At 68.5% G+C, this 14,477-nt stretch carries 15 protein-coding genes; 6 read left to right on the top strand and 9 right to left on the bottom strand.

The genetic code is table 11. The features are described 5' to 3' along the window. The first annotated feature begins 1 nt into the window (after position 1). The 3 genes from SK803_RS38410 (at position 2) to SK803_RS38400 (ending at position 2,741) form a co-directional block, all read left to right on the top strand. A complete protein-coding gene (locus SK803_RS38410) occupies positions 2-628 on the top strand; it encodes a DUF4360 domain-containing protein (RefSeq protein ID WP_319971114.1) in 627 nt (208 codons plus the stop codon). Between the two features lie 78 nt (positions 629-706). Beyond that, a complete protein-coding gene (locus SK803_RS38405; protein ID WP_319971113.1) occupies positions 707-1,336 on the top strand; it encodes a DUF4360 domain-containing protein in 630 nt (209 codons plus the stop codon). A gap of 142 nt (positions 1,337-1,478) precedes the next feature. After that, entirely contained in the window at positions 1,479-2,741 is a 1,263-nt protein-coding gene (locus SK803_RS38400) for a sensor histidine kinase (RefSeq protein ID WP_319971112.1), read from the top strand. Here the strand turns inward: SK803_RS38400 and SK803_RS38395 are convergent. Further along, positions 2,738-3,841, bottom strand: a complete 1,104-nt coding sequence (locus SK803_RS38395; protein ID WP_319971111.1) for an abortive phage infection protein — start codon at positions 3,839-3,841, stop codon at positions 2,738-2,740. The two genes, SK803_RS38400 and SK803_RS38395, sit on opposite strands and share 4 nt — an antisense overlap. A gap of 38 nt (positions 3,842-3,879) precedes the next feature. On the opposite strand from SK803_RS38395, the gene SK803_RS38390 reads away from it, so the two are divergent. Continuing rightward, the gene (locus tag SK803_RS38390; RefSeq protein ID WP_319971110.1) at positions 3,880-4,503 is read left to right on the top strand and encodes a TetR/AcrR family transcriptional regulator; all 624 of its coding nucleotides are present in this window, start codon (positions 3,880-3,882) and stop codon (positions 4,501-4,503) included. On the opposite strand, the gene SK803_RS38385 is transcribed toward SK803_RS38390, so the two are convergent. Beyond that, the gene (locus SK803_RS38385) at positions 4,490-6,088 is read right to left on the bottom strand and encodes a serine/threonine-protein kinase (protein ID WP_319971109.1); all 1,599 of its coding nucleotides are present in this window, start codon (positions 6,086-6,088) and stop codon (positions 4,490-4,492) included. The genes SK803_RS38390 and SK803_RS38385 overlap by 14 nt on opposite strands. Beyond that, positions 6,085-6,711, bottom strand: coding sequence for a hypothetical protein (locus SK803_RS38380; RefSeq protein WP_319971108.1), 627 nt, complete (start codon positions 6,709-6,711; stop codon positions 6,085-6,087). The genes SK803_RS38385 and SK803_RS38380 overlap by 4 nt, the downstream gene beginning before the upstream one ends. A gap of 216 nt (positions 6,712-6,927) precedes the next feature. Here SK803_RS38380 and SK803_RS38375 point away from each other — a divergent pair, with 216 nt between their 5' ends. After that, complete coding sequence (locus tag SK803_RS38375; RefSeq protein WP_319971107.1) at positions 6,928-7,806, top strand: hypothetical protein; 879 nt, start codon at positions 6,928-6,930, stop codon at positions 7,804-7,806. An 86-nt stretch (positions 7,807-7,892) separates the two neighbouring features. Here the strand turns inward: SK803_RS38375 and SK803_RS38370 are convergent, their stop codons facing one another. From SK803_RS38370 to SK803_RS38345, 6 genes are all read right to left on the bottom strand, one after another. After that, positions 7,893-8,237 (bottom strand): RNA polymerase-binding protein RbpA, encoded by a 345-nt coding sequence (locus SK803_RS38370; RefSeq protein WP_319971106.1) that lies wholly within the window; start codon positions 8,235-8,237, stop codon positions 7,893-7,895. A 66-nt stretch (positions 8,238-8,303) separates the two neighbouring features. Beyond that, positions 8,304-8,546 carry a preprotein translocase subunit SecG gene (gene secG, locus SK803_RS38365; RefSeq protein WP_086667353.1) on the bottom strand — a complete coding sequence of 81 codons (243 nt, stop codon included), beginning with the start codon at positions 8,544-8,546 and terminating at the stop codon, positions 8,304-8,306. Positions 8,547-8,695: 149 nt separating this feature from the next. Then, the gene (gene tpiA, locus SK803_RS38360) at positions 8,696-9,484 is read right to left on the bottom strand and encodes a triose-phosphate isomerase (protein WP_319971105.1); all 789 of its coding nucleotides are present in this window, start codon (positions 9,482-9,484) and stop codon (positions 8,696-8,698) included. Beyond that, on the bottom strand, positions 9,484-10,677 hold the full coding sequence (locus SK803_RS38355) for a phosphoglycerate kinase (protein WP_319971104.1): 1,194 nt from the start codon (positions 10,675-10,677) through the stop codon (positions 9,484-9,486). Before SK803_RS38355 ends, tpiA begins: the two co-directional genes overlap by 1 nt. A gap of 17 nt (positions 10,678-10,694) precedes the next feature. Next, positions 10,695-11,699, bottom strand: coding sequence for a type I glyceraldehyde-3-phosphate dehydrogenase (gene gap, locus SK803_RS38350; protein ID WP_319971103.1), 1,005 nt, complete (start codon positions 11,697-11,699; stop codon positions 10,695-10,697). A gap of 115 nt (positions 11,700-11,814) precedes the next feature. Then, entirely contained in the window at positions 11,815-12,027 is a 213-nt protein-coding gene (locus SK803_RS38345; RefSeq protein WP_319971102.1) for a hypothetical protein, read from the bottom strand. A 91-nt stretch (positions 12,028-12,118) separates the two neighbouring features. On the opposite strand from SK803_RS38345, the gene SK803_RS38340 reads away from it, so the two are divergent. Beyond that, on the top strand, positions 12,119-14,473 hold the full coding sequence (locus tag SK803_RS38340) for an ATP-binding protein (RefSeq protein WP_319971101.1): 2,355 nt from the start codon (positions 12,119-12,121) through the stop codon (positions 14,471-14,473). Positions 14,474-14,477: the final 4 nt, after the last annotated feature.

Here is a 14,477-nt window from a genome sequence, read left to right as displayed (position 1 = left end):
CATGCGTAAAGCGACGGCAGCAGCCGCTCTGGCCGTGCTGTTCACATTGTCGTCCACACCCGCACACGCAGCGACGGTTCCTTCGGAGCGCGTGACGATCGACGTGGTGACGGTGAACGGTTCCGGGTGCAAGCAGGGCACCGCGGAAGTGATCGTCTCACCGGACAACACCTCGTTCTGGGTGATCTACAGCGACTACCTCGCCCAGGCGGGCAAGGGTGCCGGCGGTACCGACTTCCGGAAGAACTGCCAGCTCAACCTGCAGATCAACGTGCCGCAGGGCTTCACGTACGGCATCGCGGAAGCGACCTACGGGGGCTACGGGCACGTCGAGCGCGGCGCCATCGGGTACCAGGCGGTGAATTACTACTTCCAGGGTCAATCGGCCACCACCACGTGGAAGCACTCCTTCAACGGGCCGTTCGACGACAACTGGTCGATCACCCACAAGACCGAGTTCTCAGAGATCGTCTGGGCGCCGTGCGGCGAGAAGCGGAATCTCAACGTCAACAGCGCGCTGCGCGTTGACAAGGGTACCTCGGACGCCAATACAAACAGTTTCATGACGATGGACTACCAGCGCGGAGAAGTGCGCACCCTGCATCACTTCTCGTGGAAGCGCTGCTGATTTTTTCAAAGGCCGCCGCCACCTTCTCCACCACCGCCGCCAGCCCCACCCTGCGAGACGCGTCGGAAAGGTACCCCCATGCTCAACGCGGTTGCCGCTGCCCTGCTGGCCTCGTCCATCATCATCCCGCCCGGCGCCCCCAACGAGACGCCGCCGCCCAACCACATCACGATCGACGTCGTCACGATCAACGGCTCTGGCTGCCCCGCGGGCACCGCGGCGGTCGCGGTCTCCGAGGACAACAAGGCGTTCACCGTCACCTACAGCGACTACCTCGCCCAGGTCGGCGTCGGCGCGCGACCGACGGACCTGCGCAAGAACTGCCAGCTCAACCTGCGAGTCAACGTGCCGCAGGGCTTCACCTACGGCATCGCTCAAGCCGACTACAGAGGCTTCGCTCATCTGGAGCGCGGCGCCTATGCGATCGAGAAGGCCAACTACTACTTCCAGGGCATGTCGCAGACGGAGTCCATCTCCCACCGGTACAACGGCCCCGTCAGCGACGACTGGCAGGCCACCGACACCACCGAAGTGGCCGCGATCGTCTACTCCCCGTGCGGCGAGAAGCGGAACTTCAACATCAACACGGAGCTCCGGGTCTACGCCGGCTCGTCCAACACGGCCACGACGACGAGCTTCATGACCATGGACTCGACGGACGGCAACCTCGAGACGACCTACCATTTCGCCTGGAAGACGTGCCCCTAGCAGTCGCCAGGTAGTGCTGTGACTACCGCGCGCGCCCACCGTGGCGTGTGCGGTAGCACATATGTGAGCCGGCAGCCGTACAGATTCGCGTGCGAGGACGTCTTACCCCTTGACGGGGCAGGTCGGGGTAAAGGGGCAGCCAATGCCAACCGCCGCATATGCGCAGTACGGTGAGGATCGAACGGCTCACAGGGGAGGTCGGATCCTGACCACGACGCTGCTTCCGGCGAGACGGCCGGAGGAGACCGCGGCCGGTTCGCGCTGGCCGCGCGTCGGTGACTTCCGGCTGATTCTGGTCGACGTGGCGTTGATCTTCTTCGCCGTGCTCGACGTCTGGCTGTACGGGCTGTGGCTGGAGGCCGATCCGGTCCCCGGTTTCCCCGCGGTCGAGAACTACCAGGTCTGGCTGAACTGGGTCGCGGTCGGCGCGCTGCTGCTGCGACGGCGCTTCCCGTTCATCACCCTCGTGCTGACCATCCCTGGCTTCTTCGTCGGCTGGGCCCAGCTCGCCGCGATGATCGCCCTGTACTCGGTGGCCCGCCGGTACGTCGGCGGCTGGCAGACGGGACTCGCGGCCGCACTGGTGTGGCTCTGCCGGTTCGTCGCCTGGCCACCTCAGGAACTGATCGAGCGGCCCGCGTCCGGCCACTTCCACTCGGCCATCTACGGCTTCCTGGTGGCAGGCCTGCCGATCGCGATCGGCCTGCTGGCCCACGCACGGGTGGAACTGTCGGACCGCATCTCCGAGCTGGCCGAGTCGCGCGAGAGAGAGCGTGTGCTGCACGCGCACGCCATCCGAGCGGACGAACGGGCAAAGCTCGCCCGCGAGATGCACGACGTCGTGTCGCACCAAGTCAGCCTCATCGCCATGCAGGCGGGTGCACTGCGCATGGCCGTGGTCGACGCCGAGCACAAACAGGTCGCGGGCACCATCCGCACGTTGTCGACCCGCACTCTCGACGAACTCCGTCAGCTCGTGTCGGTCCTGCGCACCACTGAGGACACCCAACCGAGCCTCGACGAGCTGCCCGAACTGGCCGCCGACGCGGGCTTCGAGGTGTCCGTGCAGGTCAAGGGCCCGATCGAGGACCTCGACGCACCGGTGGCCGGCGCCGTCTACCGGACGGTGCAGGAGGCCCTGACCAACATCCGCAAGCACGCCGTCGGGGCGAGCGCGACCGTGCTGATCGACGCGCACGAGGAAGACGTGCTGGTCGAGGTCCGCAACACGGCCGCGTCCGACCCTTCGGCTGAGTCGTCGCTGCTGCCCAGCGGCGGCCACGGCCTCGTCGGTCTCCGTGAACGCGCCACGCTGCTCGGCGGCGAGTTCTCGGCGGGACCGACCGACGAGGGCGGCTTCCTGGTCACGGCGTCGTTCCCGAAGCAGCGAACGGTCACTGATTAACGGTTGTGCTGTCTGAACGCGTGGAAGGACTGCTTGGGCTCCAACCGGTACGGCGAGTTGTCGTCGTCGAACCGCTCACGGATCGGCCTGAGCAGTCCGTACGAAGCCATGTCGTAGTCGCGGTCGCGGCACGTCGGGTGGTGCGGTGAGTCAGGCGTGATGACCGAGTACAGGTGTGCGCCCTCCACGTCGCGTTGGGCGCCGAACACGCGCAGCATGCGTGCGATGTGGTCGGCCTGTTCGCGTTCGTTGCGCACGTAGCCCGGCTTGACCACCGGCGGGTCCACCTCGTAGTCGACGATGTCCCAGCCCATGCCGCCGGCCTCGGCCGCGCCGGTGAAGGTGCAGCAGCCGAACTCCAGGACCATCAGCGGCTTGTTCCAGCGCCGGTACTGGTCGAGGTCCTTCGTGTACTCGTCGTCGGTCGCGAAGTACCGGTAGTAGTCGAGGCCGACGATGTCGAACAACGACCAGTCGTTCCACTTCGCGTCGGCGCCCGCGGCCGCGCCGTAGGTGATGCGGCCGTGGAACTCGCGGCGGGTCACCTCGACCGCGCGTCCCATGAACTCGCGGAACCGCCGGACGATGGCGGGCCACTCGGATGCCGGGATCGAGGCCATGTTCTCGATCCGCTCCAGGAACGTGGCGCCGGGGATGATGCCCGGCGTGAACAGGAAGTGCTCGCAGCCGGTGACGAACTTGACGTTGTCACCGCGCCGCTTCCGCTCGGCGGTGCGCGCGGCCTCCGCCAGGTGGGTGAGGATCTCCTCCTGAGGGTGGTCGTAGAGCCTGGGCTGGACGAACACCTGCATGCCCCGGCGCAGGGCCGCGTCCGTCGTCTCGGCGAGGCGGCCGAGGTCGGTGCCGAACGCGGTGATGGACGGGCAGCGCAGCTCGTTCGCGATCATGGCGATCTCGCGTTCCAGCTGCTGACGGCTCCACCGCACGCGGCTCAACGGGTCCCCCGCCGCGTGCAGGACGCCGGTGTCGTAGCAGACACCGCCGCGCGGCCTCCCCGCCGCTGACGCGGTACCTCCACCCAGTCCTACCAGCGCCGCAGCACCTAAGGCGGACTTCAGGAACACCTTTCGACTGAACATCGTTCCCCCTGACTAGTCGCTCAACTAGGCTACTGGTCATGCAACCAGAAAATGAGTCGAGCGGCCAGGGGAGGCGAAGCTTCATCGAACAAGCCCGCCGCGGGCAGATCGTGGCGGCCACGATCGAGACCATTGCCGAGATCGGGTACGCGAAGGCGTCGTTCGTCCAGATCGCGCGGCGGGCGGGCATCAGCCCCGGGCTGATCACGTACCACTTCGCCAAGCGCGAGGAGCTGATGAAGCAGGTCATGCTGACCGTGCACGACTCGATGGAGCAGGCGCTGAGCTCACGCGCCGAGGGCTCCGAGAGCTACCGCGGCGCGTTGCGCGGCCTGATCGAGGGGTTCGTGCACTACTGCGCCGAGCATCCGGCCGAACTGGTCGCGATCAGTCAGATCGCGGCGGCCGCACGGGACGCCGAAGCCGCGCGGGCGTGGTCGGAGGAGCAGAACGCGAGCACGCTGACCGAGCTGGAGGACATGTTCCGCGAGGGCCAGGAACTCGGGGAGTTCAGGGACTTCGCGCCACGGGTGATGGCGGTGTCGGTGATCGCCGCGATGGAGGCCACGCCGGCCGAGCTGTGGGCCCGTCCGGACACCGACGTCACCCAATACGCGAAGGAGCTCGCGGACCTGTTCGAACTGGCGGTCAGGCGCGCCTAGAGGCCAGTGACGCGCTGATGGCCGTCGCCGCCCCGAGCACACCGCAGGTGAGCGCGATCGGCAGCGTCGGCTCGTGCGTCAGCAACACGGACGCAAGCAGCCACACGGCCAGACCGAGCCCGAACCCGAGCGGCACCGACGCGATCACGGCCGCCACCCCGGTCTGCCGCTTTCGCAACGCCCGCAGGTTCGACTCCAGGTACGCCAGCGTGAAGAGCAGCAACAGCGCCGAACCCGTGCCCATCAGGCTCAGCCACGGCGTCTGGTTCGAGACGAGCAGGAACTCCCGCCCGTCCACGGACGCCGTCACCGCCCCGCCGACGATCCACCGCGTGGCGCCGGGCAGCACGAACCCCTCCGGTCCACCCTGGACGTTCGCCAGCTCGAGCCCCGCGAGGCTCACCACGAGCTGGGTTCCCTGCTCCTTCACCGGATCCGCGAGGCTCTGGCTGACCTCGGTCAGCTGCCGGCCGGACACCACGAACGGCAGGACGACCATCGCGATCAGGGCCACCGCCGCCACCAGCCACAGCGCCCACGGCGTCGACGGCGGCCTGATCACCGACGCGGCCGGCACCAGCGTGCTGCTGCCGCTGAGCCGCGCCGCCGGGATCGGGTCCACCAGCGTCGCCCGGATCGGCTGCTGCGAGAGCGAGACCGTGTCGCGGTCGACCGGTCGCAACGACGGACGCGTGGACGACGCCGACACCTGCGGTGCGAGGTGCACGGGGATGCCCAGGCGCGTCAACCAGTCCGGCCCGAACAGGTGGCCCGCCGCGGCCGACAGGTCGATCGCGAACGTCTCCGCGTTGCGGTACCGCGCGTCCGGCTCCCGCGCGATGCTGCGCATCACCACGCCCGCGAGGGGTTCCGGCACGTTCGGCAACGGCCGCGGGTCCTGGTAGACCCGCTTCTGGATCATCGCGATGGGCCCGCCACCGCGTTCGAACGGCAGATCGCCGCACAACAGTTCGTAGAGCACCGTGCCGGTCGCGTAGACGTCGGCGGCGGGCGTCAGTGCGTTGCCCATCGCCTGTTCCGGCGCGATGTACGCGGGCGTGCCGAGCACCGCACCGCCGTGCGTCACGAGCGTCGCACCCTCCGACACGACCTGTGAGATGCCGAAGTCCGCCACCTTCACCACACCGTTCGAGGTGAAGAGCAGGTTCTTGGGCTTCACGTCGAGGTGCAGCACGCCGGCCTCGTGCGCCGCGTGCAGACCCGACAACGCCGCCAGCACGATCCCGCACGACTGCTGCGCGGTCAGGCCGTCCGTCGCGAACCGCGACCAGACGGTGCCCCCGTCGAGGCGTTCCATCACCAGCAGGTGCTCGCCCTGCTGCCGCACGTAGTCGTACACCGGCACGATGTGCGGATGATCAAGGCGGGCGAGAAGTCTCGCCTCGTGCTCGAACCGCTCGCTCATCCGCGGGTCTTCCGCGACCGCGTGCGGCAGCCGTTTGATCGCGACAGGCCGGCCGAGCTGACGGTGCATGCCGCCGTAGACGACCCCCATCCCGCCCTCGCCGATCTGCTCGCCGACGGCGTACTGCGGCAGGGCGGCGACCACACTGGACAGAGTCACCGTTGAATCCTCACGGTATCCACTTCGGACGGTGGCCGTTGTTCACCGGGATGCGGTGTCACATAGCCAAGAACAAACGCGGCGGCCGCGGCCCCCAGGATGAACGGGATCTCGGCCGTCGGCGACGGCGCCACCAATCGCAGCACTGACAACGAGATCACCGCCACGAGCCCGGTCCCGATCCCGGCGGGCAGGAACCGCATCGCCCGCTGCCAGCGGTTCGCGGGCAGCCGCCGCCGAGCCAGCGCGATCAGCGCGCCAGCCCACGACAACCCCGTCAGCACCAGCACGCCCAGCCCGAACGCCCCGTACACGGACCACAGCGACCCGCGCACGTCCCCGGTCGTCTCCACGGACGCGATCGTGTCGCGCTGGACGTCGATGACCTCAACCGTGACCGGAAGGAGACCAATCGCCTGCGAGCCGAGATCCGTGGGCTCCAGCGGGAACGACCGAGTCTCCGAGGACTTCGCCGGCACGTCGAACGGAACCGTTGTGTCGTAGGCGAAGAAGGTCAACGCGAGCGCGGTGCCGCTGATCCGGACGGTCTTCACGCGCTGCAGGGTGTTCGTGTTGTTGCGCACCGTGACAGAGACCCGCGCGGTGTCGGAGGGGTCCAGCACCAGGTTCCCTACTCCAACCGGCCTACCGTCCACATCGGCCTCGAGCACAACCGACCCGTCCTGTGCGGAGGCCGCCGAGGGAAGCAGCATAATTCCGCACCACAGCAGTAAACCTGCACCGGCCATGCGACGTCTCACTAGCACACCTTAGGTTCGATCCGGGGAGTTGGAATGCGGTCTTTAGGCTTACTCGTGGCTTTAGCGGCCGGTGTTACGGTGCTCAGCACCACACCGGCGGCCGCCCAGCAGCCGCCGGCGCTTTCGGCGAACCCGAACGTCGGCGCCCCGGGAACGGCCTTCAAGGTCGCGTGGACCGGCATCTTCTACGACCCGGACTGCACGAGCTACGCGATGCGCGTTCTGTGGGACGGCAAGACCGTAGTGGGCAGCGGCACGGGTACGGGTCGCGGTACTGGTTCCGGTTCGGCAACGGTTCCCGCGAACGCCACGGCCGGTAGCCACCGCGTGACAGTCCAGGCGACGTCCTGCCCCGCCGGTTCGGCGTCCACGACGTTCACCGTCCGCATCCCGCCGACGACCACGACGACGCCTCCACCGACCACGACCAAGCCGCCCGTGACCAATCCCCCGGTCACGAACCCCCCGGTGACCAACCCGCCCGTGACGCGTCCCCCGGTCGTCACGACGACCACGACTCCCCCGGTCACCACCACGACCACGGACACGCCCTCGTCGTCCTCGCAGACCCCGTCCTCGTCCACCGACGCGCTGACCAACCCCGACGACGGCGTGCTGGTCCTGGACAAGGAGTACATCCAGCCCGGCGAGGACCTGACCGCGACGGGCACGGGCTGCCCCAAGGGCGCGAACGTGACGCTGAAGTCGCTCGGTCAGGACGTCGGCAAGACGACCGCCGACGACAAGGGCGAGTTCAAGTCACCGGTGAAGTTCGCGAGCATCGAGCCTGGCCGGCACAAGGTGCGCGCCGAGTGCGGCATCACGCTGGTCGGCAACGTCGACGTGACGCTGTCGAGCTCGTCCGGCGGCACGACCAGCACGCTCGTGGTGCTGCTGTTCTTCCTGCTCGTCGGTGCCGCGATGCTGCGCCGCCAGTTCACCGGCCTGCGCCGGTAGGTTCCCCGGGCACGTGAAAGGCCCCCTCGCCGTCTCCGCAGGTGAGGGGGCCTTTCACGTTGAAGCTGTATCGACCTTCTGTGAGCCTACGGCTCTTCGCGCTGACGGCGCAGCTTGGCGAGAGCCTCTTCGAGGATCGCCTCGCCGTCCGCGTCGGAGCGCCGCTCCTTCACGTACGCAAGGTGCGTCTTGTACGGCTCGTTGCGCGGAGGCGCGGGTGGCGTCTGCTCGTCACGACCTGCCGGCAGGCCGCAGCGCGGGCAGTCCCAGTTCTCCGGAACATCCGCTTCGACCGCGAAGGAAGGCCGGGACTCGTGACCGTTCGCGCACCAGTACGACACCCGACGGCGGGGCGCGGACTCGCCGCGCTCCGATTCGCCCATCGGGCCTGCGCCGACGCGGGTACCGCGAATCGCGTTACCACCAGACATCGACCGTTACACCCCCACCAAGTGGTTACCCCAAGCCCCGAAGGGCTTCTGCCGCTGAACGGTTGATCAGGCTGACGGAGGCAGCTTGATCAACAGTCCGATGCCCACGATGGCGATGACCCAGACCGCGCCGACGAACAGCGTCAGGCGGTCGAGGTTCTTCTCCACGACGGAGGAACCGGACAAACTCGACTGCATGCCGCCGCCGAACAGCGAGGAAAGGCCGCCACCACGGCCGCGGTGCAGCAGCACCAGCAGCACCAGCAGCACGCTGGAGACGATCAACAGGATCTGCAGGAACAGGATCATTTCTTCCTCGCTGTCAGGCAGTCGACGCCATAGAGTACCTGTTCGACTGCCGAACGTGTGCAACCAGTTGGGGAAAGGGATTGACGTGCGGTGACCACCGACCTTAACCGTCTCCGGGTCAAGGCCGGTGGCCACCGCATCTGATCGACTTAGGGTAGAGGTCCACCCGCGGCGAGCGCACACAGCTTGGTGAATTCGTCAGCCTGAAGGCTCGCACCGCCGACCAGCGCGCCGTCGATGTCCTTCTGCTGGATCAGCTCACCGATGTTCGAGGACTTCACCGAACCGCCGTAAAGCACGCGAACGACGGCCGCGGTCTCCTCGCCGTACTTCTCCGCCACGAACGAGCGGACCAGCGAGCACACCTCCTGCGCGTCGGCCGAGGACGCCGTGCGACCCGTGCCGATGGCCCAGACCGGCTCGTAGGCGAACACGATCTTGGCGACCTGCTCGGCCGTGAAGCCCTTGAGCCCGTCCTCCAGCTGCTGGCGAACCAGCTCCAGGTGCCCCTTGGCCTCGCGGACGTCGAGCTTCTCGCCGAAGCAGAAGATCGGCGTGACCTCGTGCTTGAGCGCGGCCTTGACCTTCGCGTTGACGATCGCGTCCGTCTCGCCGTGGTACTCGCGGCGCTCGGAGTGACCGACCACGACGTAGTGGCAGGCCAGCTTCTTCAGCATCGCGCCGGACACCTCGCCGGTGTAGGCGCCGGAATCGTGCTGCGAGATGTCCTGCGCGCCGTACTTCAGCAGCAGCTTGTCGCCGTCGACCAGCGTCTGGATGCTGCGGATGTCGACGAACGGCGGGAGAACGGCCACCTCGACCTTGGCGAAGTACTTCTCCGGGAGGGAGAAGGCGATCTTCTGCACGAGGCCGATCGCCTCGAGGTGGTTGAGGTTCATCTTCCAGTTGCCCGCGATGAGCGGGAGACGGGCTGCCATCAGGACTCCAAAACGCTGATGCCGGGGAGTTCCTTGCCTTCAAGGAACTCCAGAGACGCGCCACCACCGGTGGAGATGTGCGAGAAACCGTCTTCCGGCAGGCCCAGCGCGCGCACGGCCGCGGCGGAGTCGCCGCCACCGACGACGGTGAACGCGTCGGACTTGACCAGAGCCTCCGCGACGGCACGGGTGCCGCCGGCGTAGGTCTCGATCTCGAACACGCCCATCGGGCCGTTCCAGAACACGGTCTTGGCGTCGGCGAGCTTCGAGGCGAACAGCTCGCGCGACTTCGGGCCGATGTCGAGGCCCATCTTGTCGGCGGGGATCGCGTCGGTGCCCACGACGTCGTGGTCGACGTTGCCGAACTCGGCCGTGACCAGCACGTCGACCGGCAGCACGAGCTCGACGCCGCGCTTCTCGGCCTCGGCGAGGAAGCCCTTCACCTGGTCGAGCTGGTCGGACTGGAGCAGCGACGTGCCGACCTCGTGGCCCTGGGCCTTGAGGAACGTGTACGCCATGCCGCCGCCGATGAGCAGCCGGTCGACCTTGGCCAGCAGGTTCGCGATGACGCCGAGCTTGTCGGACACCTTCGCGCCGCCGAGCACCACGACGTACGGGCGCTCCAGGTCGTCGGTGAGCTTGCGCAGCACGCCCAGCTCGGTCTCGACGAGACCGCCGACGTACGCGGGCAGCTTCTTCGCCACGTCGTAGACCGAGGCCTGCTTGCGGTGCACGACACCGAAGCCGTCGGAGACGAACGCGTCCGCGAACGACGCCAGCTCGTCGGCCAGCTCCGCGCGCTCCGCGTCGTCCTTGGAGGTCTCGCGGGCGTCGAAGCGGACGTTCTCCAGCATCACGACGCCACCGTCGGTGAGCGCGCCGACCACGGACGTGGCGGACGGGCCGACCAGGTCCTTCGCGAGCGCGACCTCGGCGCCGAGCAGCTCACCGAGGCGAGCGGCGGCCGGGGCCAGCGAGAACTTGGGGTCCGGCTCGCCCTTGGGGCGGCCGAGATGAGCGGTGACGATCACGCGGGCGCCCGCGTCGGCGAGCGCCTTGATCGTCGGCACCGACGCGCGCACGCGGCCGTCATCGGTGATCTTGCCTCCGTCGAGGGGGACGTTCAGGTCGGCGCGCACCAGGACGCGCCGACCTGCGACACCCTCGGCGAGCAGGTCGCTGAGAGTCTTCACTGACTTCCCGCCCCTGCTCAGATCTTCGAGGCGACGAGCTTGACCAGGTCCGCGAGGCGGTTGGAGTAGCCCCACTCGTTGTCGTACCAGCCGACGACCTTGACCTGGTTGCCGATGACCTTGGTCAGCGGCGCGTCGTAGATGCACGAGTGCGGGTCGGTGACGATGTCGGCCGACACGATCGGGTCCGTCGAGTACTTGAGGATGCCGGCCAGCGGGCCCTCGGCGGCGGCCTTGTACGCGGCGTTGACCTCGTCCACGGTGACCTCGCGCTTGAGCGTGACGGTCAGGTCGGTGGCCGAGCCGGTGGGGATCGGCACGCGCAGCGCGTAGCCGTCGAGCTTGCCCTTGAGCTCCGGCAGCACCAGGCCGATGGCCTTCGCGGCGCCCGTGGAGGTCGGGACGATGTTCAGCGCGGCGGCGCGGGCACGGCGGAGGTCGCTGTGCGGCGCGTCCTGCAGGTTCTGGTCCTGCGTGTACGCGTGGATCGTGGTCATGAGGCCCTGCTCGACGCCGAAGCTGTCGTTGAGGACCTTGGCCAGCGGCGCGAGGCAGTTCGTGGTGCAGGACGCGTTCGAGATGATCGTCTGCGAACCGTCGAACTTGTCCTCGTTCGCGCCGATGACGACGGTGAGGTCCTCGTTCTTGGCCGGCGCGGAGATGATGACCTTCTTGGCGCCGCCCTCGTCGACGTGGGCGCGGGCCTTGGTGGCGTCGGCGAAGAAGCCGGTCGACTCGACCACGACGTCGACACCGAGGTCCTTCCAGGGCAGAGCGCCGGGGTTGCGCTCGGCGAGGGCCTTGATGACCTTGCCGTCGACGGAGATGCCTTCGTCGGTGACCTGCACGTCGGCGTCCAGACGACCGAGGATGCTGTCGTACTTCAGCAGGTGCGCCATGGTGGCGACGTCACCGAGGTCGTTGAACGCGACGATTTCGATGTCGTGGCCTCCGGCCCTCACGGCGCGGAAGAAGTTGCGCCCGATGCGACCGAAACCGTTGACACCTACACGAACCGTCACGACTGACTCCTTGCGTTCAGCTTGGTAGGAACAAGCCCACCCTATCTGCCGAACTACGTCCCTGGTCACAGGGATAGTGCGTATCTCTTGATCGAGCCAGAAAAACCTGCCCTGATTAGGCCGTTCGGCGGCGCAGCGCGCGGAGCATCCAGAGGTACGCGCTCAGCTCCTCCGCGGCCTCCGCGGCGGTCCGGCACGCCTCCGGGCTGTCCTCCCTCGCGTCCCTGCTGACGACGGCCGAGATCCGCGCGAGCCATTCGTCGACCACCTGCCGGTCCTGCGGCGGCACGAGCGACGGTGTGCTTCCCGATCTGGTCTGCGCAGTCATGACGGGAATCCTGTCCACGCTTCGAAGGACCCTTCAATACCCCGAAACAGCGGGTGTTACGGACCGTTACGCGCCGGTACGGTCAATCCTCATGACGGCCAATGCCGCCTGCGTGACATGTGGAAACCCGCTCACCGAAGCGGTCGCGGGCCGACGCTACTGCTCCAACGCATGCCGTCAACGCGCGTACCGCGAACGCACTTCGGCCCGCGACGACTCCCCGAACGACTCGGCGTTTCCCGCCCCTTTGGACACTTTCGTGGGCCGCCGCGAGGAGCTCGCCTCGCTGGCGCGGCTCGGTTCGGAGCACCGGCTCCTCTCCCTGGTCGGCCCCGCGGGAGCGGGCAAGACCAGGCTGGCCGTCCAGCACGTCAGCAAACGCGCGGATCAGGCGTGGTGGACCGCGCTGGCGCCGGTGTCCGACGTCGTCCAGGCGATCTACCACGCCGTCGGCGCCCACCCGCTGCCGAACCGCTCGGTGCGCGACGCGGTGATCGCCGAGGTCGACCAGCACCGCCGCCCGTTGCTCGTGCTGGACAACTGCGAGCACGTCCTCGCCGATGTCGCCGACGTGGTTTCCGAACTCCTCGCGTGCTGCCCCCGCCTACGCGTTCTGGTCACTTCACGCGAGCCTCTCCGGCTGGCCGGCGAGCAGGTTTTCGCGCTCGGCGAGCTCGACCTGCCGCCCGCGGATTCCGATGCCGCGGAAGCCCTGCGTTACGACGCGGTGGTGCTTTTCCGCGATCGTGCCGTCTCGGTAGACCGCTCGTTCGAGGTCGATTCCTCGAACGTCTCGGACGTCGTCGCCGTCTGCCGCTCCCTGGACGGCATGCCGCTGGCCATCGAACTGGCCGCGCGCCGCGTCACCGTCCTGTCCCCCGCGGACGTCCTCGCCCGGCTGGGCGACCGGCTGGCGTTGCTGACCGGTGGCCCCCGTACCGCCGACGACCGCCACCGCACCCTGCGCGCCGCGATCGGCTGGAGCTACGACCTCCTGTCCGCCGCCGAGCAGGCCGCCTGCCGCCACCTGGCCGTGCTGGGCGTCCCGTTCGACCTGGGCGTGGCGAGCGCCGTCTGCGGCGTCGACGACGCTCTGGAACTCCTGACCAGCCTCGAGCAGAAGTCGCTGCTGGTCGTCGACCGCATGGGCGGCCACACCACGTTCCGCCAGCTGGAGTCGATCCGCCTCTACTGCCGCGAACGGGCCGTCGAGTCCGGCGACCTCTCACTGGTGGCCGACCGCGTGGTGGACTGGGTGTGCTCCGTGGTGGAACCGGAGATCTCGTCCTTCTTCCCGGCGCCGTCCGTGGTGCTCCGCCTCGACCGCAACGTGGGACTGCTGGAGCTGGCCGTGGCCCGCACCGCCGAGACAGGCGACTGGCCCCGGCACGTCCTCACCATCATCGCCACGGCCTGGACCTCCACCCCGCGTGGCCCCCGCGGCGCCCCCACCGAACTCCTGCACCACGCGCTGGCCCAGCCCATGCCCCCGGCGCACCGCAGCGTTCTCACGGTCCTGGCCGCCATGCACCACCGCGTGCGCGGCGGCTGGCACGTGACCCGCACGTTCGCCCAGGAGTCGCTGGCGATCGAACGCGCCGACGCCGGCCGCCCCGGCACCCTCGCCCGTGCGCTGGAGGTCCTGGCCTCCGCCGAAGCCCACACCGGCAACCCGGCCATGGCCTGGCAGCTCTACGACGAAGCCGTGGAACTGCTGCGGGATTCGGGCGACAAGCTCGCGCGCGCTGTCCTGCTGAACTCCTACGGCTGGACCCTGCTGCAACACGGCGAACCGGACCAGGCCGCGCCGCTGGTCCGCGAGGCCCTGACGCTGGTCCGCCTCCTGGGCCTGCCGCACATGCTGAACCCGGTCCTGCACAGCGCGGGCGCCATCGCGTTGGCCCGCAGGAGTTATCCCGAAGCCGTGGACCTGTTCCGCGAGAGCCTCGAGGTGGGCTCCGAGCACCCCATGGACCAGTTCTACGACCTGGAAGGGCTGGCCCTCGGCCTGGTCGGCGTCGGCTCGGACGACGAGCGCGCTCTGTCCCTGCTGACCGCGGCCTCTGTCGTCCGCACCCGCTACGAGTTCCGCGCCGAGCCCTACTGGCAGGCGCAGCTGGACGAGGCCCGCGCTCTCTGCCGCGACCGCATCACCGCGGGCCGGCTGCGCGCCGCCGAGTCGACCGGCGAGCGAATGTCGTTGGCGCAGGCCATTTCCTACGCCCTGACCGCCCAGCCGCTGGCCGGGGACGACGACAGCCCGATCTCGGCGCGCGAACTGCACGTGGCGACGTTGGTGGCTGAGGGCCTGACGAATCGTCAGATCGGGCAACGGCTGGGGATCTCACCTCACACCGTTGCCCGTCACGTGACACACGCACGATCCAAGCTGGGACTGCGGTCGCGTGCTCAACTGGCGGTGTGGGCAGGACGCCACACGCCGTGAGGCC

It is taken from the genome of Lentzea miocenica (assembly GCF_033949945.1).
Taxonomy (GTDB): domain Bacteria; phylum Actinomycetota; class Actinomycetes; order Mycobacteriales; family Pseudonocardiaceae; genus Lentzea; species Lentzea miocenica.
This window is presented reverse-complemented; position numbering and strand designations above follow the sequence as displayed.

Bases quoted from the DNA above. Each gene is read 5' to 3' on its own strand.
- SK803_RS38400 (WP_319971112.1), top strand. From the start codon at position 1,479: ATGCCAACCGCCGCATATGCGCAGTACGGTGAGGATCGAACGGCTCAC.
- SK803_RS38410 (WP_319971114.1), top strand. From the start codon at position 2: ATGCGTAAAGCGACGGCAGCAGCCGCTCTGGCCGTGCTGTTCACATTG.
- secG (WP_086667353.1), bottom strand. From the start codon at position 8,546: ATGATCCTGTTCCTGCAGATCCTGTTGATCGTCTCCAGCGTGCTGCTG.
- SK803_RS38405 (WP_319971113.1), top strand. From the start codon at position 707: ATGCTCAACGCGGTTGCCGCTGCCCTGCTGGCCTCGTCCATCATCATC.
- SK803_RS38395 (WP_319971111.1), bottom strand. From the start codon at position 3,841: ATGTTCAGTCGAAAGGTGTTCCTGAAGTCCGCCTTAGGTGCTGCGGCG.
- SK803_RS38340 (WP_319971101.1), top strand. From the start codon at position 12,119: ATGACGGCCAATGCCGCCTGCGTGACATGTGGAAACCCGCTCACCGAA.
- SK803_RS38390 (WP_319971110.1), top strand. From the start codon at position 3,880: ATGCAACCAGAAAATGAGTCGAGCGGCCAGGGGAGGCGAAGCTTCATC.
- tpiA (WP_319971105.1), bottom strand. From the start codon at position 9,484: ATGGCAGCCCGTCTCCCGCTCATCGCGGGCAACTGGAAGATGAACCTC.
- SK803_RS38345 (WP_319971102.1), bottom strand. From the start codon at position 12,027: ATGACTGCGCAGACCAGATCGGGAAGCACACCGTCGCTCGTGCCGCCG.
- SK803_RS38370 (WP_319971106.1), bottom strand. From the start codon at position 8,237: ATGTCTGGTGGTAACGCGATTCGCGGTACCCGCGTCGGCGCAGGCCCG.